This is a genomic window from Aeromonas sp. Y289-2 (assembly GCF_027705925.1).
In the GTDB taxonomy this organism is placed as follows: Bacteria; Pseudomonadota; Gammaproteobacteria; order Enterobacterales; family Aeromonadaceae; genus Aeromonas; species Aeromonas veronii.
This window is the reverse complement of record NZ_JAPDCH010000012.1, coordinates 86,871-108,019: the sequence shown is the minus strand read 5'-3', so window position 1 is coordinate 108,019 and position 21,149 is coordinate 86,871. Positions and strand designations below refer to the sequence as shown.

18 protein-coding genes are annotated in these 21,149 nt (G+C 60.8%); 15 read left to right on the top strand and 3 right to left on the bottom strand.

All coding sequences use genetic code 11. From position 1 onward, the window contains the following. Nucleotides 1-43: 43 nt before the first annotated feature. The 10 genes from ftsY to hutH all read left to right on the top strand — a co-directional run bounded on the left by ftsY (nt 44) and on the right by hutH (nt 12,088). Nucleotides 44-1,942 (top strand): signal recognition particle-docking protein FtsY, encoded by a 1,899-nt coding sequence (ftsY, locus tag OKC43_RS16810; RefSeq protein ID WP_270659950.1) that lies wholly within the window; start codon nt 44-46, stop codon nt 1,940-1,942. Nucleotides 1,943-2,031: 89 nt separating this feature from the next. After that, nucleotides 2,032-2,700: a cell division ATP-binding protein FtsE gene (ftsE, locus tag OKC43_RS16805; protein WP_005339995.1), complete on the top strand. Its 669-nt coding sequence runs from the start codon at nt 2,032-2,034 to the stop codon at nt 2,698-2,700. Continuing rightward, nucleotides 2,700-3,653, top strand: a complete 954-nt coding sequence (ftsX, locus tag OKC43_RS16800) for a permease-like cell division protein FtsX (protein ID WP_005339996.1) — start codon at nt 2,700-2,702, stop codon at nt 3,651-3,653. Before ftsE ends, ftsX begins: the two co-directional genes overlap by 1 nt. A 451-nt stretch (nt 3,654-4,104) precedes the next feature. Further along, nucleotides 4,105-4,959, top strand: coding sequence for an RNA polymerase sigma factor RpoH (gene rpoH / locus OKC43_RS16795; protein ID WP_005339997.1), 855 nt, complete (start codon nt 4,105-4,107; stop codon nt 4,957-4,959). A gap of 125 nt (nt 4,960-5,084) precedes the next feature. Further along, nucleotides 5,085-5,744: a carbonate dehydratase gene (gene can / locus OKC43_RS16790; RefSeq protein ID WP_042076162.1), complete on the top strand. Its 660-nt coding sequence runs from the start codon at nt 5,085-5,087 to the stop codon at nt 5,742-5,744. Nucleotides 5,745-5,755: 11 nt separating this feature from the next. Continuing rightward, nucleotides 5,756-6,460, top strand: a complete 705-nt coding sequence (gene hutC, locus OKC43_RS16785; protein WP_041202413.1) for a histidine utilization repressor — start codon at nt 5,756-5,758, stop codon at nt 6,458-6,460. A gap of 155 nt (nt 6,461-6,615) precedes the next feature. Beyond that, nucleotides 6,616-7,851 (top strand): imidazolonepropionase, encoded by a 1,236-nt coding sequence (gene hutI / locus OKC43_RS16780; protein ID WP_234922529.1) that lies wholly within the window; start codon nt 6,616-6,618, stop codon nt 7,849-7,851. Next, complete coding sequence (gene hutG / locus OKC43_RS16775; RefSeq protein ID WP_201954069.1) at nt 7,844-8,788, top strand: formimidoylglutamase; 945 nt, start codon at nt 7,844-7,846, stop codon at nt 8,786-8,788. The genes hutI and hutG overlap by 8 nt, the downstream gene beginning before the upstream one ends. Nucleotides 8,789-8,841: 53 nt before the next feature. After that, on the top strand, nt 8,842-10,551 hold the full coding sequence (gene hutU, locus OKC43_RS16770) for a urocanate hydratase (protein ID WP_236272290.1): 1,710 nt from the start codon (nt 8,842-8,844) through the stop codon (nt 10,549-10,551). 4 nt (nt 10,552-10,555) lie between these two features. Further along, nucleotides 10,556-12,088 (top strand): histidine ammonia-lyase, encoded by a 1,533-nt coding sequence (gene hutH / locus OKC43_RS16765; RefSeq protein WP_236272291.1) that lies wholly within the window; start codon nt 10,556-10,558, stop codon nt 12,086-12,088. Nucleotides 12,089-12,233: 145 nt separating this feature from the next. Here the strand turns inward: hutH and OKC43_RS16760 are convergent, their stop codons facing one another. After that, nucleotides 12,234-13,331 carry a calcium:proton antiporter gene (locus OKC43_RS16760; protein WP_005348596.1) on the bottom strand — a complete coding sequence of 366 codons (1,098 nt, stop codon included), beginning with the start codon at nt 13,329-13,331 and terminating at the stop codon, nt 12,234-12,236. Nucleotides 13,332-13,612: 281 nt separating this feature from the next. Continuing rightward, nucleotides 13,613-15,139: an EAL domain-containing protein gene (locus OKC43_RS16755; RefSeq protein ID WP_236272292.1), complete on the bottom strand. Its 1,527-nt coding sequence runs from the start codon at nt 15,137-15,139 to the stop codon at nt 13,613-13,615. A 504-nt stretch (nt 15,140-15,643) separates the two neighbouring features. On the opposite strand from OKC43_RS16755, the gene OKC43_RS16750 reads away from it, so the two are divergent. Then, complete coding sequence (locus OKC43_RS16750) at nt 15,644-17,572, top strand: EAL domain-containing protein (protein WP_236272293.1); 1,929 nt, start codon at nt 15,644-15,646, stop codon at nt 17,570-17,572. 76 nt (nt 17,573-17,648) lie between these two features. Here the strand turns inward: OKC43_RS16750 and OKC43_RS16745 are convergent, their stop codons facing one another. Next, a complete protein-coding gene (locus OKC43_RS16745) occupies nt 17,649-18,572 on the bottom strand; it encodes a 1-aminocyclopropane-1-carboxylate deaminase/D-cysteine desulfhydrase (RefSeq protein ID WP_236272294.1) in 924 nt (307 codons plus the stop codon). 87 nt (nt 18,573-18,659) lie between these two features. Here OKC43_RS16745 and OKC43_RS16740 point away from each other — a divergent pair, with 87 nt between their 5' ends. The 4 genes from OKC43_RS16740 to OKC43_RS16725 are packed head-to-tail and all read left to right on the top strand — an operon-like array spanning nt 18,660 to nt 21,085. After that, on the top strand, nt 18,660-19,523 hold the full coding sequence (locus OKC43_RS16740; protein ID WP_026035092.1) for a hypothetical protein: 864 nt from the start codon (nt 18,660-18,662) through the stop codon (nt 19,521-19,523). Next, entirely contained in the window at nt 19,523-20,116 is a 594-nt protein-coding gene (locus OKC43_RS16735) for a PilN domain-containing protein (RefSeq protein WP_005348605.1), read from the top strand. The genes OKC43_RS16740 and OKC43_RS16735 overlap by 1 nt, the downstream gene beginning before the upstream one ends. Continuing rightward, nucleotides 20,116-20,763 carry an MSHA biogenesis protein MshJ gene (locus OKC43_RS16730; RefSeq protein WP_100647015.1) on the top strand — a complete coding sequence of 216 codons (648 nt, stop codon included), beginning with the start codon at nt 20,116-20,118 and terminating at the stop codon, nt 20,761-20,763. The genes OKC43_RS16735 and OKC43_RS16730 overlap by 1 nt, the downstream gene beginning before the upstream one ends. Next, nucleotides 20,756-21,085: a SctD/MshK family protein gene (locus OKC43_RS16725; RefSeq protein WP_019446481.1), complete on the top strand. Its 330-nt coding sequence runs from the start codon at nt 20,756-20,758 to the stop codon at nt 21,083-21,085. The genes OKC43_RS16730 and OKC43_RS16725 overlap by 8 nt, the downstream gene beginning before the upstream one ends. Nucleotides 21,086-21,149: the final 64 nt, after the last annotated feature.

The window sequence follows — 21,149 nt, the reverse complement described above, 5'->3', positions numbered from 1 at the left end:
GACGGCTATCATAGCAGTCAGCCTTTGATGTGAGTATTTTTAGATGGCAAAAGGTTTGTTTTCCTGGCTGGGTTTCGGCCGCAAGAAAGAAGAGGCTGAGGCTGTCCAACCACAGACACCCCAAGCCACCCTCGTTACCGTTGAGCCCGAGGTCACTGCTACCCCCGCTCCCGTTTCCGATAGTACGCCGGCTGTTGCCCCCGAAGTGCCTGCCAGCGCACAGAATCCCGTTTTGCAAGATGATTGCTGCCTGCCGACCGAGCTGGACGACCACGGCCCGCTAGTGGTGGAGGAGTGCGCCTCCGATCTGGAGCCGGTGATCGTCAACGAAACGCTGATCGCCGAAGAGGAGCGTGCCGCTGACGCCGCTCGCACTGCCGCAGAGGCGCAAGCCGCTGAGGTCAAGGCAGCCGAAGAGGCTCGTATTGCTGCCGAAGCTTTTGCTGCGGAAGAGGCTCGTATTGCTGCCGAGGCTCGCGCTGCGGAAGAGGCTCGCATTGCTGCCGAGGCTCGCGCCGCGGAAGAGGCTCGTATTGCTGCCGAAGCTTTTGCTGCGGAAGAAGCTCGCATTGCTGCCGAAGCCCGTGCTGCGGAAGAGGCCCGTATCGCTGCCGAGGCTCGCGCCGCGGAAGAGGCTCGTATTGCTGCCGAAGCCCGTGCTGCGGAAGAAGCTCGTATTGCTGCCGAGGCTCGCGCTGCGGAGGAGGCTCGTATTGCTGCCGAGGCTCGCGCCGCGGAAGAATCTCGCATTGCCGCCGAGGCTCGCGCTGCGGAAGAGGCTCGTATTGCTGCCGAAGCCCGTGCTGCGGAAGAAGCTCGCATTGCTGCCGAAGCTCGCGCTGCGGAGGAGGCTCGCATTGCCGCTGAAGCTCAGGCTGCGGAAGAAGCCCGTATCGCCAAAGAGGCCCAGCGAGCGGAAGATATGCGCCTGGTCGCCGCGATGGAGGCTGAGGCCGCCGCCCTGGCCGCTCTGCCGCTGGCCGCCAAGGTGGACGACGACACCCAGGACAAACCGCAGCGGGAGGGCTTCTTTGCTCGCCTCAAGCGCAGTCTGGTACGCACCAAGGAGAATATCGGCTCCGGTTTCTTCGGCCTGTTCCGTGGCAAGAAGATCGACGATGAGCTGTTTGAAGAGCTGGAAACCCAGCTGCTGACCGCTGATCTCGGTGTGGATACCACTACTCGTATCATCGAGGGGCTGGTGCAGCACGCGGATCGCAAGCAGCTCAAGGATGCCGAGGCGCTCTACGGCCTGCTCAAGCAGGACATGGGCGAGATGCTGGCCAAGGTCGAGCAGCCGCTGGTGATCGACACCAGCAAGAAGCCTTATGTGATCCTGATGGTCGGCGTAAACGGCGTCGGCAAGACCACCACCATCGGCAAGCTGGCCAAGCAGTTCCAGGCTGAAGGCAAGAGCGTGATGCTGGCGGCGGGTGACACCTTCCGTGCTGCTGCGGTCGAACAGCTGCAGGTTTGGGGTCAGCGCAACAACATTTCGGTGATTGCCCAGCATACCGGTGCCGACTCCGCTTCCGTCATTTATGACGCCATCGAGGCTGCCCGCTCCCGCGGAGCTGACGTGCTGATCGCCGACACCGCCGGTCGCCTGCAGAACAAGAGCAACCTTATGGAAGAGCTCAAGAAGGTGGTGCGGGTGATGAAGAAGCTGGATGAAGAGGCGCCCCACGAGATCATGCTGACGCTGGATGCCGGCACCGGCCAGAACGCCCTGAGCCAGGCCAAGCTGTTCAGTGAGGCGGTTGGCCTGACCGGTATCACTCTCACCAAGCTGGATGGCACGGCCAAGGGCGGCGTCATCTTTGCGGTGGCCGACAAGTTCCAGATCCCGATCCGCTATATCGGGGTGGGCGAGGGGATCGACGATCTGCGTCCCTTCGTTGCCAACGACTTCATCGAGGCGCTCTTTAGCCGCGATGAATAAGTCCGGCCGCGATGAGTCAGCTCAGCCGTGATGAGTAAGTGTTCCATGCCCCGACTCCGGTCGGGGTTTGTCAATTTCAGGGAACCGTTATGATTCGTTTTGACAAGGTCAGCAAGGTATACAGCGGCGGCCATCAGGCGCTGCAAAAGGTCAGCTTTCACCTGCGCAAGGGAGAGATGGCCTTTCTGACCGGGCACTCGGGGGCGGGCAAGAGTACCCTCCTCAAACTGATCAGCGTGATGGAGCGTCCGACCGATGGTCGCGTCTTCTTTCATGGTGATGATGTCAGCCATATCCAGCGCAGCCAGATCCCCTATGTTCGCCGCCAGATCGGGATGATCTTTCAGGATCACCGCCTGCTGATGGACAGAACCGTGTTCGACAACGTGGCGCTGCCGCTGGTGATTGATGGTTACAGCCATGCAGACATCAACAAGCGCGTGGCTGCGGCGCTGGACAAGGTGGGGCTGCTCGGCAAGGAGCGTTACCAGCCGCGCATGCTCTCCGGTGGTGAGCAGCAGCGGGTCGGCATCGCCCGTGCCATCGTCAACAAGCCGCCGCTGCTGCTGGCGGATGAACCGACCGGCAACCTGGATCCCCAGCTCTCCATGGATATCATGCGGTTATTTCAGGAGTTCAACAATTTTGGGGTATCGGTACTGATTGCCACCCACGATCTGGGGCTGATCGCTCGCATGCGCTATCGCACCCTGACCCTCAAGGCGGGTCGCATGTATTCGGCCGGGGAGGAGCTCTGATGGCTATCGTTCGTCATAAACAACCGCCGCTGCGCCGTCTGATGATGTACGGGGTTGACCATGTGCGGCAGGCGTTTGCCAGTCTCGGAGAGTTGTGGCGCAATCCGCTCGCCTCCCTGATGACGCTGGCGGTGCTTGGCGTCAGTCTGGCGCTGCCCTCTTGTTTCCACGTGTTGCTGAAAAACGCCGAGGTCGTGGAGGGGAGCTGGCAGAGCAGTTCCCAGATCTCCCTTTACCTGCGCAAGGATCTGCCGGAGCAGAGTATTCTCGATCTGCAACACAGGATCCTGCTCTATCCCGAGGTGGATTCGGTCACCTACCTGAGCCGTGACGATGCGTTGCGGGAGTTTCGCGAGATCTCCGGCTTCGGCGATGCGCTCGATTATCTGGACAGCAACCCGCTACCGCCGGTGCTGAGCGTCATTCCGGATCCGCGCTGGCAGAACCCGGAAGGGGCCGCCGAGCTGCTCAGCAAGCTCAACAACGAGGTGGGGGTCGAGCAGGGCAAGCTGGATCTGCAGTGGCTGACCCGGTTGCAGGGGATCATGAACCTGCTGCGCCACACCATTACCGGTATCGCGGTGCTGCTGCTCTCCGCCGTGTTGCTGATCGTCGGCAATACCCTGCGTCTCAACATCCTCAACCAGCGTTCCGAGATTGAAGTGCTCAAGCTGGTGGGGGCGACCGATTCCTTTATTCATCGCCCTTTCCTCTATACCGGTATCTGGTTCGGGGTGATCGGCGGCATGCTGGCCTGGTGGCTGACCGAAGTGATGGTGATCTGGAGCGAAGGGGTGGTGAAGGAGCTGGCGGGCTTGTATAACAGTAACTTCCGGTTGGTTGGCATGGGGGCGGTAGACGGGATCAATCTGATCTTGCTGGGCGCCCTGCTGGGGCTGATTGCCTCCTGGTTCTCGGTCCATCGCCACATTCGTGACATCGAACCATCCTGATTACTTTGTCATCAAAGTAAATCGCTGGATTTTGAGAGGCAGATCAAGTAAAAGAGGGGCCGTTTCTGGCTTGGCCCCCATAGTCAGAGTATTCTGAATAACAATGATCTTCCGGATCTTCGCTAGATCCAGTGAACCTTCTGATTTATAAGCAGTCTATTAAAGCTGAAGCATTTATACGGGTGTGGCCCCTCTGCCTTGCTCGTCAGACTTGGCAAGCATGTGAAGGTTGCGAGCTCCGCAACAATGGACTTAGCATGCTACTTTTCGGGGGTCCTTCATTGTGACCCCCTTTTTTTGACTGTTCATTCATGATTCATCCTGCAGGCTTAAGATAAGCCGGTCTAAAACTGGGCATGTTCTTTGATACACGCCGCAGAATGGCATCCGGTCAGTAGACAGACCCTCTCAGGGTGTTAGACTGATTCGATTGAAAAGTAAGAGGTAACAGATGGGAACTTCATTGCAGCGCACTATGGCTCTGATTCCGCAAGGTAGTCTGGAAGGCTATATCCAGGCAGTAAACTCTATTCCTGTGCTGAGCGCAGAGGAAGAGCGTGAACTGGCTGAGCGTTTGCAGCAGGATGGCGATCTCGAGGCTGCCCGCCAGCTGGTTATGTCGCATCTGCGCTTTGTCGTTCATGTCGCCAAGAGTTATGCCGGTTACGGTCTGCCTCAGGCCGATCTGGTTCAGGAAGGCAACATCGGCCTGATGAAGGCGGTCAAGCGCTTCGACCCGACGGTCGGCGTGCGTCTGGTCTCCTTTGCCGTGCACTGGATCAAGGCCGAAATCCACGAATATGTCCTGCGCAACTGGCGCATGGTCAAGGTGGCGACCACCAAGGCCCAGCGCAAGCTCTTCTTCAACCTGCGCAAATCCAAAAAACGTCTGGGCTGGCTGAACCACGAAGAGGTTCAGGCCGTGGCGGCCGATCTCGGCGTATCTGCCGCTGACGTGACCGAGATGGAAGCGCGGATGGCCAACTACGATCAGGCGTTCGATCTGGTTGGTGATGATGAGGAAGAGGGCGGTTTCGCTCCGGTTCACTATCTGGAGGACAAATCCTCCGATCTGGCAGCGACCATCGAGAATGACAACTGGGACGATCACGCGACCCGTCGCCTGAGCTCGGCCCTCGCCACCCTGGATGAGCGCAGCCAGCACATCATCCGCGCCCGCTGGCTCGATGATGACAGCAAGACCACTCTGCAGGAGCTGGCCGATACCTACGGCGTCTCTGCCGAGCGTGTGCGTCAGCTTGAGAAAAACGCACTCAAGAAGCTGAAAGATGCCATGGAAGCCTGATGCTTCCTCTCATAAAAACAGGGCCTGATGGCCCTGTTTTTGTTTCGCAAGGATCTGGTCGGCCTTGCTTTGGTTACCCTTGAGTGTGTTATGTTGCCGCCACTGCCACATTAGGGAGAGCAGAAGTGAAACTGTTGAACGACCTGTTTACCAACAACCGTGAGTGGGCCGAACGGATCAAAGCCGAAGATCCCAATTTCTTTGCCACTCTTTCTGCCCAGCAGGCCCCCGAATACCTCTGGATCGGTTGTTCCGACAGCCGGGTCCCCGCCAACCAGCTGATGGGGTTGCTGCCGGGGGATGTCTTCGTCCACCGCAACGTCGCCAATCTGGTGGTACATACCGATTTCAACTGCCTCTCCGTGCTGCAATACGCGGTGGAAGTGCTCAAGGTGAAGCACATCATTGTCTGCGGTCACTACGGTTGCGGCGGCGTCAAGGCCGCGATGCAGAACCAGGAGCTGGGTCTCATCGACAACTGGCTGCGCAACATCAAGGATGTCTACTTCAAATATGGTGAAGAGCTCGAGGCCATCGAGGATGAGCATGAGCGCTTCGACTACCTGTGCGAGCTGAACGTGGCCGAGCAGGTCGCCAACGTCTGCCACACCACCATCATCCAGAACGCCTGGCGCAAGGGGCAGGAGCTGGCGGTGCATGGCTGGATCTACGGGATTAAAGACGGTCTGCTGCACGATCTCGATCTTTGCATCAGCGGCCCGGATCAGATCCCCGATGTCTACCGCGCCTGGCCGGACATGCGTCCGCCCCACCGTCGGCGCTAGGGTGCTTCATGGTGGCGCCAGCCCTCTATCTGCAGATCAAACAGCATATTCTGGACGGGATCCGCGAACGTCACTATCAGGCGGGGGACAGGATCCCGACCGAAGCGGCCCTGTGCGAGCAGTTCACCGTGAGCCGGATGACGGTCAACCGGGCGCTGCGGGAACTGGTGGCTGAGGGGTGGCTGGTGCGTACCGCCGGTTCCGGCAGCTTCGTGGCGGACCGGCGCACCGAGTCGCCGCTGCTGGCTATTCGCAATATTGCCGACGAGATCGCCGAGCGTGGCGGTGAGTACAGCGCCCGGGTGATCCGGCTGCAGCGGCTGGCCGCCGACGAGAAGGTGGCGGTACAACTGGGGCTGCGGGTTGGCGCCCCCATCTTTCACAGCCTGATCGTCCATCAGGCCGATGGGGAGCCGTTGCAATTGGAGGAGCGCTTCGTCGATGCCGGGCGTTTGCCGGGCTATGGCGAGCAGGATTTTACCCAACAGACCCCCAACCGCTATCTGATGGATGTCTGCCCCCTCTCCGAGATGGAGCACGTGGTGGAAGCCGTGTTGCCCAGCGCCGGTGAGGCGGGATTGTTGCAGATCCGCGTGGATTCCCCCTGCCTGTTGTTGCACCGGCGTACCTGGTCGGAGGGGCATCTCGTCTCCTACGCCCGTTTGCTCTCCCCCGGTTCCCGCTACAAGCTCAGCTCCAAGACTCAGCTGGAGTGAATGTCTATACAAATCGATTTTTGCAAAGCCCACCTCCTGGTGGGCTTTTTTGTGCTTAAACTCTAATTTTGATGCTGTTATCAGGATGTGAACGCCGCTCTTTCTTTCGTCATAGAGATCGACTATAAGAATATGTATATACATTTGAGGTCGCTATGAACAAGGAACTGTTGAACTGCGAGCGGGTCTGGCTCAACGTGACGCCCGCTACCCTGAATGATGAGCTGGCCGACTACGGCCTGCTGCCGCTCCACGCCATCGGGGTGAAGGATGGCAAGATCCACGCGCTGGTGCCGATGACCGAGCTTAAGGGGCCCCATCCTGCTCACTGGCAGGATATGCAGGGCAAGCTGGCTACCCCCGGCCTTATCGATTGCCACACCCATCTGGTCTTCGCCGGCAGCCGTGCCGAAGAGTTTGAACTGCGCCAGAAAGGGGTGCCCTATGCGGAGATCGCCCGTCGGGGTGGCGGCATCATCAGCACGGTGCGTGCGACCCGTGCCGCCAGCGAAGAGCAATTGTTCGAGCTGGCGCTGCCGAGGGTGACATCCCTGATCCGCGAAGGGGTCACCACGGTGGAGATCAAGTCCGGCTATGGCCTGACGCTGGATGACGAACTCAAGATGCTGCGGGTGGCCCGCCGACTGGGAGAGGCGTTGCCGATCCGGGTCAAAACCACTCTGCTGGCGGCCCATGCGGTGCCGCCGGAGTATCGCGACGATCCCGACAGCTGGGTCGAGACCATCTGTCAGGAGATTATCCCGGCCGCCGCCGAGGCGGGTCTGGCCGATGCGGTAGATGTCTTCTGCGAGCACATCGGCTTTTCGCTGGCCCAGACCGAGCAGGTCTATCTGGCGGCGGATCAGTACGGCCTGCCGGTGAAGGGGCATATGGATCAGCTCTCCAATCTCGGTGGCAGCACCCTCGCTGCCAACTTTGGCGCCCTCTCGGTGGATCATCTGGAGTATCTGGATCCGGAAGGGATCCTGGCGCTGGCCCACCGTGGCGTGGTCGCCACCCTGCTGCCCACCGCCTTCTACTTCCTCAAAGAGACCAAGCTGCCGCCGGTTGCCGCCCTGCGCAAGGCGGGGGTGGCGATGGCGGTCTCCTCCGATATCAACCCAGGTACCGCCCCCATTGTCTCGCTGCGGATGGCCATGAACATGGCCTGCACCCTGTTTGGACTGACCCCATTGGAGGCCATGGTCGGGGTGACCCGTCACGCCGCCAAAGCGCTCGGTGAGCAGGATCGCCTTGGCCAGCTCAGGGTGGGGATGGCGGCCGATTTCCTGATCTGGCACTGCGCCCATCCGGCCGAGCTGAGCTACATGGTCGGCGTCGATCAGCTGGCAGGCCGCATCTTCAACGGCGAGGAGACCCTCCATGGATAAGTTCAACCCGATCGACATGTCGCTCTGGCAGGGGCGGCAGGATCCGGAAGATGGTGAACTGGCACTGCGCTGGCATGACAAGATGCTGCCCTGGACCGCCGGAGCACAAGACACTGCCGGTGTAGTGCTGCTCGGTTTTGCCTGCGATGAAGGGGTACGCCGCAACAAGGGGCGTGTCGGCGCCGCCGGGGCGCCGATGGTGGTCCGCAAGCTGCTGGCCAATACCGCCTGGCACCTGAATCGTCCCGTCTATGATGGCGGGGATGTGAGCTGCCCCGATGGCAATCTCGACGCAGCCCACGGCCATCTGGCCGAGCGGGTCGCCTCTGCGCTCGATCTGGGCCACTTCCCGCTGGTGCTGGGGGGCGGCCACGAGGTGGCCTTCGGCAGTTGGAGCGGCCTCAACAGTCATCTGGGCGGCAGTGGCAGGGTCGGCATTATCAACCTCGATGCTCATTTTGACCTGCGCATGAAGCAGGAATTGGCAAGCTCCGGCACCCCCTTTTTCCAGATCGCCGAGCAGTGCGCCGCTCAGGGCACGCCGTTTCACTACGCCTGCCTTGGGGTGGCCGAGACCGCCAATACCCAAGCCCTGTTTGCCCGTGCCAAGGCGCTGGGTGTGTGGCATGTGCTGGACGAGGCGATGACCCAGACCGAACTGCCAGCCTTGCTAAGCGGACTGGATGCCTTTATCGCCGATTGTGATCACCTCTATCTGACCATCGATCTCGACGTGCTGCCGGCGGCCGTGATGCCGGGAGTGAGCGCCCCCGCCGCCCGCGGCGTGGAGCTGGCGGTGATCGAACCGCTGATCGCCCATATCCGGGCCAGCGGCAAGCTGCGGCTCGCCGATCTGGCCGAGTATAACCCGACGCTGGATCAGGACAACCGCAGTGCCCGCGTGGCCGCGCGGCTGGTTCATCTGTTGACCCGTTAACCCTTTGGCCACCCATCGCCGAAGGCACCCTATTGATACAACAAGGAGTGTGTATGTCTGTGCAACAGCAGGATCCCCGTCATGATCCTAACCGCGTGATCCGTGCCCCGCGCGGTACCGAGCTGACCGCCAAGAGCTGGCTCACCGAGGCGCCGCTGCGGATGCTGATGAACAACCTGGACCCCGAGGTGGCCGAGCATCCCCAGTCGCTGGTGGTCTATGGCGGCATCGGTCGCGCTGCCCGCAACTGGGCCTGCTTTGACAAGATCGTCGAGGTGCTGACCCGGCTCGAGGAGGATCAGACCCTGCTGGTGCAATCCGGCAAGCCGGTCGGGGTGTTCCAGACCCACAAGGATGCGCCGCGGGTGCTGATCGCCAACTCCAATCTGGTGCCGCATTGGGCCAACTGGGAGCACTTCAACGAGCTCGATAAGAAGGGCCTGATGATGTACGGCCAGATGACTGCGGGTTCCTGGATCTACATCGGCACCCAGGGGATAGTGCAGGGCACCTACGAAACCTTCTTCGCGGTGGCCAACCAGCACTTCAACGGCTCGCCTGCGGGCCGCTGGATCCTCACCGGTGGGCTCGGCGGCATGGGCGGCGCCCAGCCGCTGGCCGCCACCATGGCCGGCTTCTCGATGATCGCCGTCGAGTGCGACGAGACCCGCATCGATTTTCGTCTGCGCACCCGTTATGTGGACAAGAAGGCTCACAGTCTGGATGAGGCGCTGGCCATGATCGAAGAGGCCAAACAGAGCGGCACCGCCATCTCCATCGGTCTGCTCGGCAACGCCGCCGACGTCTTCGCCGAGCTGGTGGCCCGAGGTATCACACCGGATGTGGTGACCGACCAGACCTCCGCCCACGACCCGGTGCACGGCTACCTGCCGCAGGGCTGGAGCGTGGCCAAGTGGCGCGAGCTACAGCAGAGTGCCCCGCAGGAGGTGAATCTGGCCGCTCGTCGCTCCATGGCCCGTCAGGTGGAGGCGATGCTGACCCTGCAAGAGCGCGGCGCGGCGACTCTGGATTACGGCAACAACATCCGCCAGATGGCGCTGGAGGAGGGGGTTGCGAACGCCTTCGACTTCCCCGGCTTCGTCCCCGCCTACATTCGCCCGCTGTTCTGCGAGGGGATTGGCCCGTTCCGCTGGGTGGCCCTCTCCGGCGATCCGGAAGATATCTACAAGACAGATCAGAAGGTGAAAGAGCTGATCCCGGATGATCCTCACCTGCACAACTGGCTCGACATGGCCCGCGAGCGCATCGCGTTTCAGGGGCTGCCGGCGCGGATCTGCTGGGTCGGGGTCAAGGATCGGGTGCGCCTCGGTCTGGCCTTCAACGAGATGGTGAAAAACGGCGAGCTGAAAGCGCCCATCGTCATTGGCCGCGACCATCTGGATTCCGGCTCGGTGGCGAGCCCGAACCGCGAGACCGAGTCGATGATGGATGGCTCCGATGCCGTCTCCGACTGGCCGCTGCTCAACGCCCTGCTCAACACCGCCGGTGGCGCGACCTGGGTGTCGCTGCACCACGGCGGCGGGGTCGGTATGGGCTTCTCCCAGCACTCCGGCGTGGTGATCGTCTGCGACGGCTCCGATGACGCGGCCCGCCGCGTCGGTCGGGTGCTGCGCAACGATCCGGCCACCGGGGTGATGCGCCACGCGGATGCCGGCTACGAGATTGCCATCAACTGTGCCCATGAGGCGAAACTGGATCTGCCGATGATTGACGGCGCCAACGGTGTCAAAGGAAAGGTGTAACACCATGTTTGAATTGACTATTACTCCGGGCAAGCTGGATCTTGCCACCCTGCGCCGCGTCAGCCGCGAGCCGGTACATGTTTCACTGGATCCGGCCGCGCTGCCGGGGATCCACGCCTCCGCTGCCGTGGTTACCAAGGTGATCGAACAGAACCGGGTGGTGTATGGCATCAACACCGGTTTTGGCCTGTTGGCCAACACCCGCATTCCGGTGGAGCAGCTGGACGAGTTGCAGCGCTCCATCGTGCTTTCCCACGCGGCAGGGATTGGCGAGTACATGGATGACGCCACCGTACGGCTGATGATGGTGCTCAAGCTCAACTCGCTGGCGCGAGGCTTCTCCGGCATCCGGCTGACGGTGCTTGAGGCCCTGATGACCCTCATCAACGCCGAAGTCTATCCGGTGGTGCCGAAGAAGGGCTCCGTCGGTGCCTCCGGCGATCTGGCGCCACTGGCCCATATGAGCTGCCTACTGATCGGGGAGGGCAAGGCTCGCCACAAGGGCGAGCTGATCGACGCCGCTACTGCGCTGAAAATTGCCGGGCTCGAGCCTATCGCGCTGGCACCCAAAGAAGGATTAGCGCTGCTGAACGGCACTCAGGCGAGCACCGCCTTCGCGCTGGAAGGGCTGTTCCATGCCGAGGATCTGTTCGCTGGTGCCATCACCATCGGCGCCATGAGCGTGGAGGCGGCCCTTGGCAGTCGTCGGCCGTTCGATGCTCGCATTCACGCGGTGCGTGGTCAGCGTGGCCAGATCGACGCGGCCGCCTGCTACCGCCACCTGCTGGTGGATGGCAGCGAGATCGGCATGTCCCATCACAACTGCGAGAAGGTGCAGGATCCCTACTCATTGCGCTGCCAGCCGCAGGTGATGGGTGCCTGCCTGACCCAGATCCGCCACGCCGCCGAGGTGCTGGCGTGCGAGGCCAACGCGGTCTCCGACAACCCGCTGGTGTTTGCCGATGACGAGGAGATCCTCTCCGGCGGCAACTTCCACGCCGAGCCGGTGGCCTTCGCGGCCGATAATCTGGCGCTGGCCATCGCCGAGATAGGTTCCCTCTCCGAGCGGCGAATGGCGCTGCTGATCGACTCTCGGATGTCCGGTCTGCCGGCGTTTCTGGTCAACAACGGCGGGGTGAATTCGGGCTTTATGATCGCTCAGGTCACTTCGGCGGCGCTGGCCTCCGAGAACAAGACTCTGGCCCATCCCGCCTCGGTGGATAGCCTGCCGACCTCCGCCAATCAGGAGGATCACGTCTCCATGGCGACCTTCGCTGGCCGCCGGCTTGCCGATATGGCCGAGAATACCCGTGGTATTCTGGCAGTCGAACTGCTGGCGGCGGCGCAAGGGCTCGATTTTCGTGCGCCGTTGCGTAGTACCGAGCTGATCGAGCTGGCCAAGGGACGACTGCGGGCAGAGGTGAGCTTCTACGACAAGGACAGGTACTTCGCGCCGGATATCGAAGCTGCCGCCGCCCTGCTGGGCCGTGCCAGCTACAACGACCTGATCCCGGTCGGGGTGCTGCCCAGCCTGTAAGCCTTGATCCCCCTTCTCTCCTGGCGGGAGAAGGGTTGGGGATGAGGGGGAAGCCGCTTCACAGGCGCCGGTGACAGCCGGGAGCAGATAACAAAAGACCGCCCAATCGGGCGGTCTTGGCGTTTCTGACGTTGGTTGAACGCGGTTATTCGTGTTCGAACATCAGGAACAGATAGACCACGAACAACACCAGATGGGTCGCACCATGGAGCACATTGGTGCGGCCGCTGCTGAAGGTTACTTTACAGACCATCAGGGTCGTGACCAGCAGCACCATATCGGCGGGGGAGAGGCCGAGGCGCACCTCCTGATCCAGCATGGAGCCGATAAAGAGCACGGCAGGCACGGTAAGGGCGATGGTGGCCAGCACCGAGCCGAAGTAGAGGTTCATGGCCCGTTGCAACTGGTTGTTGAAGGCGGCCTTGATGGCGCCGACTGCTTCGGGGGCCAGCACGATGCAGGCCACGATAAATCCGCCCAGTGCAGCGGGTGCTTCCATCACATGCACCCCGTAGTTGATGGGGATGGCCAGGGTCTTGGCCAGCAGGATCACCACCAGCAGGTAGGCGAGCAGCAGAATAGTGTGATAGACGTTGCTCTGCAGCGGGCCGTGGTGCTCCTCATAATCCTCGTGATCGCTGTCGACGAAGAAGTGGCTGTGGCTGCGGGTCTGGATCAGCAGAAAGACCCCGTAGAGCAGGATCGAGATGATGATCAGCATCCACGACATGGCGCGCGACATACTGCCGATTGCACCGCCCTCGGTGAAGTTGGGCAGCACCAGACAGAGCAGGGCCAGCGGGATGATGGCCACCAGATAGGATTTCACTCCGTCCAGATTGAAGCTCTGGGTGTGGTAGCGCCAGCCGCCAAACAGCAGGGTGAAGCCCACCAGACCGGTACTCACCAGCATCACTACCGCAAACATGGTATCGCGGGCCATGGTGGGGTTGGGTTCACCGGTCAGCATCACCGAGGAGATCATCACCACTTCCAGCGAGATGACCGACAGGGTGAGGATCAGAGTGCCGAAGGGCTCGCCCAGCTTGATGGCGAGGGCATCGGAGTGGCGCACCACCGAGAAGATGGCCCAGGTGACGATGGCCAGTAGTGCCGCCGAAACCGGAAGATAGATCCCGAGCGGAGTTGTCTCTGTCAGCAGGTCACTGCCCAGGGTCTTGAAAAAGAGCAGGGTCAGCAGGCCAACGGGCAGGGCAATCTCTTGCCGGATAACTGTCTTCATAGGCAATGGTTCTCTCTATTGGGGGTCTTGACGACCGGATGACATAAACAGGCTGCTCGGTTATCGGTTGCGCAATAACCGGCTCCTTATGATAAAGGTTGTTATCCCCGTCAGGGCAGATCATTTTGTTGCTGAATGTAAATAAGGGGTGGCAGGAGGTGGTTCGATTTCACCATGGAGCTGGGCCCGGGTCTGCTGGGGGCTACCGGCCATCGGCACCTCTTTGGTGATGCCGAGCGTATAGCCAGGCCATTTCGCGGCCAAATCCTGCCAGATCTTCGTTAGCTGGCCTTCTGGTGTTGCAACTGCCACTCCCGTTGCCAGTGGGTCAGTATCTTCAGCGGCATGGGTTTGCCGAAGAAGTAGCCCTGGATCAGATAGACGCCGTGCTGGCTCAGATAGTCGACCTGCAACTGGCTCTCGACCCCTTCGGCGATCATCTCCATGCCCGATTCCCGACCGAAGACGATGATGGCGTCCAGTACGCTGCGCTTGAGGTCGTTGGTGCCTATGGTATCGACGAACATCTTGTCGATCTTGATCTGGCGGATCCCCAGGCTCTGCAGGTAGGCAAAGCCGCCGTAGCCGGTACCGAAATCATCCAGCTTGAAGTGATACCCCATCTGTTGCAGCAGGGTGATCTCCTCGGTGGCCGCCTTGATGTCGAGGATCGGCTTGCGCTCCGTCAGCTCGAAGGTGAGCCGGGTGGGTGAGGGGTTTTGGCTGTGAGCGAGCAAGGTGCGCAGCAGGGGTTGCTCGATATGGGCCGCCACCAGATTGACGCTGACCCACTGCTCCGGTGCCAGCTGCGGCAGGTCAGTGATCACCTGCTCCAGCAACTGTTCGGTCATCGGCAGGATCAGTCCCTGCTCCTCTGCATATTCGATAAAGGTGCCCGGAGGGATCAGCTCGTTTCCCCGCTGCCAGCGCAGCAGCGCCTCGAATCCCACCACTTGATGGGTACGGGCATCCACTATCGGCTGGTAGAGGGGAATAAATTCCTTGCGGATCAACCCTGTTTGCAGCAGTCCCTTGAGGGAGCGCCGATAGCTGCGCAGCAGCCAGTATGTGACGCTTAACAGGGCGCCGAGCGCGATTCCGAACCAGAGACCGTAGTGATTGAGTTGGTCATGGGCATATTGCTCCAGCGCTTTTCCCGCCCAGACCGTCTGTTTGGTGAGTTCATTGGGATCGAAGAAACTGAGGCTGATATTGCTCTCTTCCTGTTTGATCTCCTGGTCGCCACGGGGAAAGTGGACTGTGCTTGCATCGGTATCCTGTCGGCTGAACTCCAGATAGAAGCAGTGGCTGCAGGGGTGTTGCAGCAGGTCGTGGCTCCAGCTGTTATCCAGCACCCAGTAGGCGAGGTTGTCGCCGGATCGGTAAAAGGCCACCAGCTCCTGCTCGGTATTGTATTTGGCCACGGTGGCGGTGATCCCCAACTTGCCAAACTTCTGCCCGCTATTCTGGAGCTCTTTGATCAGCGGGATCTCCACCCCCAGGCTGGAGCAGCTGTTACCGGAGGCGAGCTCCAACCCTTGCAGGCGGATATGAGCGCTGTAGAAGCGCGGATCGCGCAGCAGCTCCATGTCTTTGGCGCCGCAGTTGAACTCAAATTGTGCCAGTTGTTTGTTGATGGCTGCATCCAGCTCCCGGTGGCGTACGGCCATGGCTCCCTTGAGCTCGGCAACCTTCTCTTCCAGCAGATGAAAGGCCATCGGCTTGGCAAACCACAGGCCGAGAAACTGGCTGCCCACGACAGGCAGGACGAACAGCAACAGAGCGATCCAGACGGGTGATTTACGCAAAGGAAGTACCTGCCAGTTTCATGAGACACAAATGGACTTTGCCATCATAGAGCATTAGTGCAATCAATTTGAGTCCGAGTTGTCACACTTGTTGATTGATTTTTTAACTGCATGATTTTAAATGTGTTTATTATTAACTTTGGCTAGATTCAATCGCTGACCTGTCATAAATGACAATTGCTCAGCTTATCCGAACTGCATTAGAGTAGCCCTGCGGTTTGACTCACCGTGTGTTCAATACTCCTGTATCTGTTTTTTGTCAGTAGCACAGAGTGTTAGTTTTGATATGAGTGTTCCTTTTGGTCCCCTTTGAGGGACCATTTTTCTGTCTGTCATCCCGCCCTTTCCCGCGTCTGCAGCCTGTCATCCTTGGTATTCTCCCTCTGCTTTGGGTTATGCTTGCCCGCTTAAATTGCAGAAGCGGGATCTTCATCCATAGCTGTGGCCCGATCGCCGCTGCTACCATGAGGCGACATGGATGATGCTGGGCATACGGAAAGGCGCATGAAACTCACTACACAGCTTGTCTCATTTATCACCCTTTGCGTGATCGCAGCCATGGCGACCGTGCTGATTGGCGGGGTGTTCAGCTTTCGCGAGCTGGGCATGGAGTTGCAGCAAAAGAAGGTCGATGCGCTGGTCGAAGTGATCGACAAGCAGCTCGATGTTGCTCACGACATGGAAGATATGAGCCACTGGCTACCTACCCTGCTGCGGGCTGCCCATGTGGTAGAGCTGGAGGTGCGCCAGAATAACCAGCGGGTCTACTGGTTCCGCGATGTGCGCAATCCGGTCGACGAGCAGCTGCTGGTGCCATACAGCCACCCGCTGCCCCATCAGGCCGGCATGCAGGCTAACTTCAAACTGGAGCGCCCCTTCAAGGAGGCGGAATACTCCATCAAGGCGATGTCCGGCATCTCGCTGGGCATCTTTATCGTGGTGTTCGGTCTCTGGTACTCCATCCGCTGGCTGCGCCAGCAGTTGCGCGGGGCCGAGCTGCTGGGCATTCGTGCCCAGCTGATCCTCGATGACAAACTCTCCAAACTGAGTCATGACCCCGGCGAAGAGTGGCCGGTGGCCGCCAGTCAGGCCCTCGATCATCTGCTCGCCGAGTTGGCGGATGCCCGCAAGGAGCGCAGCCGCTTCGACAACTTCATTCGCAGCAACGCCTTCGTCGACAAGATGACCGGTATCGGCAACCGGCTGTTTTTCGACAATCGGCTGGAGAGCGCCATCATGGAGGCGAGCGTGATGAGCGGCGGCGTGCTGCTGATCGATCTCGCCTGTCTGGAGGAGCTGGAGGCCGATCAGTTCGAGTTGCTGGGGCACGATTTGATGATGGAGGCGAGCGCCACCATCGGTGCCTTCGTGCGCAAACACAACGGTGCCCTGCAGGCCCGCTACGCCGGTCAGGTTTTTGCGGTGTTGCTGCCCAATATGTCCGAGAGCGAGATGGTGGATAGCGCCAGCCAGCTGCTCAAGAGCCTGCAACGGCTGCACTGGCCGCAGGAGGTCAACCCCGAGACTGCGGTCTATCTCGGCGCCGTCTGTTATCAGGCAGAAGACAGCCTGCTCAAGGTGCAGGAGGAGGCGGAGCTGGCCCTCAAGAGCGCCCGTCTACAGGGCCACAACGGTTGGTTCCTCTACGAGAAGCAGCTGGATGAGGAGCAGAGCAGCAAGGGGACGGTACGCTGGCGCACCCTGATCAGCCGCCGTCTCGAAGAGCACGGCATCGAATTTTATACCCAGCCGATCCAGCAGGAGCGGGGGCAGGTGGTGCTGCAGCAGGAGTTGCTCACCTATCTGCACGACGAGCAGGGGCGTGCCCTGCAGGCGGGTATTTTCATGCCGATGGCGGAGAAGGTGGGCTTGTTGCTGCAACTGGATCGGCTGGTGGCGGAGCAGACCCTCACCCTGCTGCGCCAGCGCTCCGAGCAGAGCTGCCCCATCAGCCTGACCCTCAGTGCCCAGAGCCTGCTCAATCGCGAGTTCCAGCGCTGGCTCTTCTTCGCCCTGTTCCAGCTGCCGCGCAGCACCAACGAGCGGTTGATCCTGCAACTCTCCGAATCCCAGGTGACCCGCCACTTCGAGGCGCTCAAGCGGCCGCTGCGCTCTTTGCGGATGCTGGGTTGCCAGCTGGCCATCGATCATGCCGGTCAGGATGTGGTGAGCACCCAGTACATCAAGGAGTTCGAGATCAACTTCCTCAAGCTGCACCCAAGTCTGGTGCGGGAGATCCATGCCCGTCAGGTCAACCAGATGGCGGTGCGCAGTCTGGTGGGGGGCTGCGCCAATACCCGCACCCGGGTGCTGGCAGTGGGGGTGGAGAGTGGCGACGAGTGGAAGATTCTGCGCCACCTCGGGGTGCATGCCGGGCAGGGACCCTGGTTTGCCGAGCCCCAGCGGCTGGTGCTGGAACCGGCTGGTGATTGAGATAAACAAGAGAGGGTCGCCTTGGGGCGACCCTCTCTTGTTTGCGATGCTGTTTGCGGTTGCCGTAAGGCAGGGATCACAGTCGCCCCTGCTCCCGCAGCCCAGCGAGCCCTTGCATGCCGCCGGTGTGGATAAAGACGATTCTGCTGCCGGGGGCGATACGGCCTGCCGCCAGCTCGCGAAACAGACCCCACATTGCCTTGCCGCTGTAGATAGGCTCAAGGGGCAGATCGGTTGTGGCGCTGAAATCCTGCACCCACTGCCAGAGGGTCGGGCTGAACTTGGCATAGCCACCATCGTGGTGATCGAGCGCGATGCGCCAGCCGGGGATATGGGCAGCCGCGTGATGGAGGCGACACACCTCGTCAGCGATAAAGCCGCCTCCTTTCAGTACCGCAATGGCGAGGATCTGCTCCCGATCCCGTTTGCCAGCGATCAGGCCCGCCAGAGTGCCGCCGCTGGCGCAGGGCAGTACCCAGAGATCCGGCGAGAAGGGTACTTCGCCGACCAGTTCCGCCACCCCGGGGATGGCCAGCGGGCTGCTACCCCCTTCCGGCACGATCAGGGTATCGGGTGCATCGAATTGGGCCAGCCAGTCGGGATCCTGCCGTCGCCGGTAACTCTGGCGGTCGACAAAAACGAGATCCATGCCCCAGCGCAGGGCATCCCGCAGGGTAGAGTTACTGACGGCGTCATATTCGCCCCGTATGATACCGGTAGTACGAAGACCAGATTGGCACCCCGCTGCCGCCAGCGCGTGGATATGATTGGAGTAGGCGCCGCCAAACGAGAGCAGGTGCCGTTTGCCGTGCTCTTTGGCATGCTGCAGGTGGTACTTGAGCTTGCGCCACTTGTTGCCGGAGATGGCCGGATGGATCAGATCATCCCGCTTGCACCACAGCTCGACGCCATAGCGGGTCAGCAACGGATGGTGGAGGCGTTGCAGGGGGGAAGGGAGGATGGCTTGACCCTCTGACTCGGCGGAAAGGATGGCTTGCAATGGTGAGTCCGTCTTTTAATCTGGAGGCTAATCTGCTGTTTATGTTAATATTTCATACATTTAATCACTATTGATGGGCGGGCTTACATGAAACAACTGTTCAGACGGTCGACGCCAAGCCGCCAGGTCGGGCTCTTGCTGGCCAATGACAGGATCATGCTGGCTGCGGTGGGCAATCCCCCCGTCTTCGCGACGCGCACCATCAACGGCCCACAGGAGTGGGCAGTGGCCATGAACGAGCTGTTCAGCCGTCATGGGCTGGCCAAGTCTACGGTGCGGGTGGCCCTCGCCGCCAGCCTTTATCAACAGATCCAGATCGACAAGCCTGCCGTGCCTGACGCCGAGATGGCGGGGGCGCTTCCTTGGGCCATCAAGGACTATGTCAGCGAACCCGTGCTGCAACTGGCGATGGATTATGTGGACTTGCCCACCCCGCCGGCCGGTCGCCCGCGCATCAATGTGATCTGCCTGCCCAAGAGCCGGGTGCAACAGCTGGCCGATGCCATCAACGGCATCGCCACCCTGCAATCCATCATCAGCGACGAATTGGCGCTCACCTCTCTCTATGACGCGGATGACACGGTGCGCATGCTGCTTTGGCAGCCCAAGGGACAGGATCTGCAGCTGCTGGTCTTCCATCAGGGCGGGCTCTGCTTCTCTCGCCAGCTGCGCGGTTTTACCAGCCTGACTGGCGAACATGAGCCGGACAGCATGCTGCTCGATTCGCTGGCGCTGGAGATCCAGCGCTCCCTCGACTATCTGGCGGGCCAGCTGAAATTGCCCGAGCTGGGACAGATGCAGTTTGCCGTCGCCTCGCCCTTTATCGGTACCCTGGTGCGCCACATGGAGCAGACCTTCGGCTTTGCCGTTTCCGCCATGGCCAACAAGGCGGTGCTGGCTGGCGTCGAATACCTTTCGGCCTACGCAGCCGCCATCGGGGAGGATGCGTGATGAAACGTCAGATAAACCTCTATGGCGCCGAGTTTCGACCCAAGCGGCAGTGGGCCAGCCTCAATCAGATGGCGCTGGTATGGGGCTTTGCGCTGCTGCTGATCCTGTTGACGGGTGTCGGTTACAGCTGGCAGCAGCAGCAGGTCAGCCGTGCGCTGGCGCAGCGCTCTGCCGAGCTGGAACTCAAGCGCAGCGAGGCGCAGCGGCTCGATGCCGAGCTGGCGCGCCATCAGGCGGATCCCCGGCTGCAACAGCAACTGGTCAACAAGCAGGATGAGCTGACGGCCAAGCAGGGGCTGATGCGCCAATTGGGCAGCCTGACCCTGCAAAAATCCCAGGGCTATGCCAGCGTGATGGCGGATCTCTCCCGCATTCGCAACAGCAACCTCTCGTTGCAGCGCATCGAGATCAACGAAGGGCGGATCAACCTCTCCGGCTTTGCCGGACGCAGTCAGGATGTGCCGGCCTGGGTCAATCGCTTCAAGCAGACCCCGAGTCTGGTGGGCAAGGAGTTTGGTGAACTGACCCTTGGCCGTGACAAGGAGGGCCGTCTGACCTTCCAGTTGAGCGGCATTGCGCGGGAGAAACCCTGATGAACCTGAAAGCACAGTGGCAGGCATGGGGCCAGCGTATCGCCCTGTTGAGCCAGCGGGAGCGGGTGTTGATCCTGCTGACTGGTCTGGTGCTGCTGGGCGCGGCTGGACTCTACGGCTGGCTCGATGGCGCTGATACTCGCCTGCAGCAGGATCGCATGGCCCTGAGTGCCGCCGAGCGTGACCTCGAGATCATGGAGCTGGAAAACCTCGGCAAGCAGGCCCGGCTCAAGCGGGATCCCAATCAGGGAGTTCGCGACCAGCTGGCGCAGGTCGAAGCGGATCTGGCCCGGATCGACGATGAGCTGAAGGCCCAGACCGTCGATCTGATCCCGGCGCACGAGATGCCGCTGGTGCTGGAGGCGCTGCTCTCCCGCTCCGCCAACCTTCACATGCTGGCCCTCAGTTCGCTGGAGCCGACCCCGCTGATGGCGGGAGAGCAGAAGGTCAATCTCTACAAGCATGGTATCCGGCTTCAGCTTGAAGGCGGCTATTTCGATGTGTATCAATATCTTAAAGCGCTGGAAGCCTTGCCGCGCCACTTTTACTGGAAGCAGTTCGACTATCAGGTCAAAGCCTATCCCGGCGCGGTGGTGGAGATGGAGATCTACACCCTGAGTACCAGCAAGGAGTTTATCCGTGGCTAGAGTGTTTGCGTTGTGCTGTTGCCTGTTCAGCTTGCTGGCACAGGCGGAGCAGGTCGAGGTATTGCAGGATCCTACTGCGCCGCTGGCTGATGTGGCGGTTGGCGCCCGTGCGACCGGCGAGAGCAGCGCCGGTTTGCCGAAGCTGCAGAGTGTGGTGCTGGGCAATGGCCCGGCACTGGCGGTACTCAATGGCAAGAGTTATCGGGTCGGGCAACAGGTGGACGGCTATACGCTGGTGGCCATCAATGCCGATGCCGTGGTGCTGGAAAAGGCGGGAAAACGCCATGCGGTAACACTGTTTGCCAGCAAGATCCGGGTTTGAGTCGTGCTTGCCTCTCGAGAGGTGAATCGGCTTTATCGAGTTTAATTGCAAGTCAGGGTGCCCT

Bases quoted from the DNA above. Each gene is read 5' to 3' on its own strand.
- hutG (WP_201954069.1), top strand. From the start codon at position 7,844: ATGGATAAGTTCAACCCGATCGACATGTCGCTCTGGCAGGGGCGGCAG.
- hutH (WP_236272291.1), top strand. From the start codon at position 10,556: ATGTTTGAATTGACTATTACTCCGGGCAAGCTGGATCTTGCCACCCTG.
- OKC43_RS16740 (WP_026035092.1), top strand. From the start codon at position 18,660: ATGAAACAACTGTTCAGACGGTCGACGCCAAGCCGCCAGGTCGGGCTC.
- hutU (WP_236272290.1), top strand. From the start codon at position 8,842: ATGTCTGTGCAACAGCAGGATCCCCGTCATGATCCTAACCGCGTGATC.
- ftsE (WP_005339995.1), top strand. From the start codon at position 2,032: ATGATTCGTTTTGACAAGGTCAGCAAGGTATACAGCGGCGGCCATCAG.
- rpoH (WP_005339997.1), top strand. From the start codon at position 4,105: ATGGGAACTTCATTGCAGCGCACTATGGCTCTGATTCCGCAAGGTAGT.
- ftsX (WP_005339996.1), top strand. From the start codon at position 2,700: ATGGCTATCGTTCGTCATAAACAACCGCCGCTGCGCCGTCTGATGATG.
- OKC43_RS16750 (WP_236272293.1), top strand. From the start codon at position 15,644: ATGAAACTCACTACACAGCTTGTCTCATTTATCACCCTTTGCGTGATC.
- ftsY (WP_270659950.1), top strand. From the start codon at position 44: ATGGCAAAAGGTTTGTTTTCCTGGCTGGGTTTCGGCCGCAAGAAAGAA.
- OKC43_RS16730 (WP_100647015.1), top strand. From the start codon at position 20,116: ATGAACCTGAAAGCACAGTGGCAGGCATGGGGCCAGCGTATCGCCCTG.
- OKC43_RS16735 (WP_005348605.1), top strand. From the start codon at position 19,523: ATGAAACGTCAGATAAACCTCTATGGCGCCGAGTTTCGACCCAAGCGG.
- OKC43_RS16760 (WP_005348596.1), bottom strand. From the start codon at position 13,331: ATGAAGACAGTTATCCGGCAAGAGATTGCCCTGCCCGTTGGCCTGCTG.
- hutI (WP_234922529.1), top strand. From the start codon at position 6,616: ATGAACAAGGAACTGTTGAACTGCGAGCGGGTCTGGCTCAACGTGACG.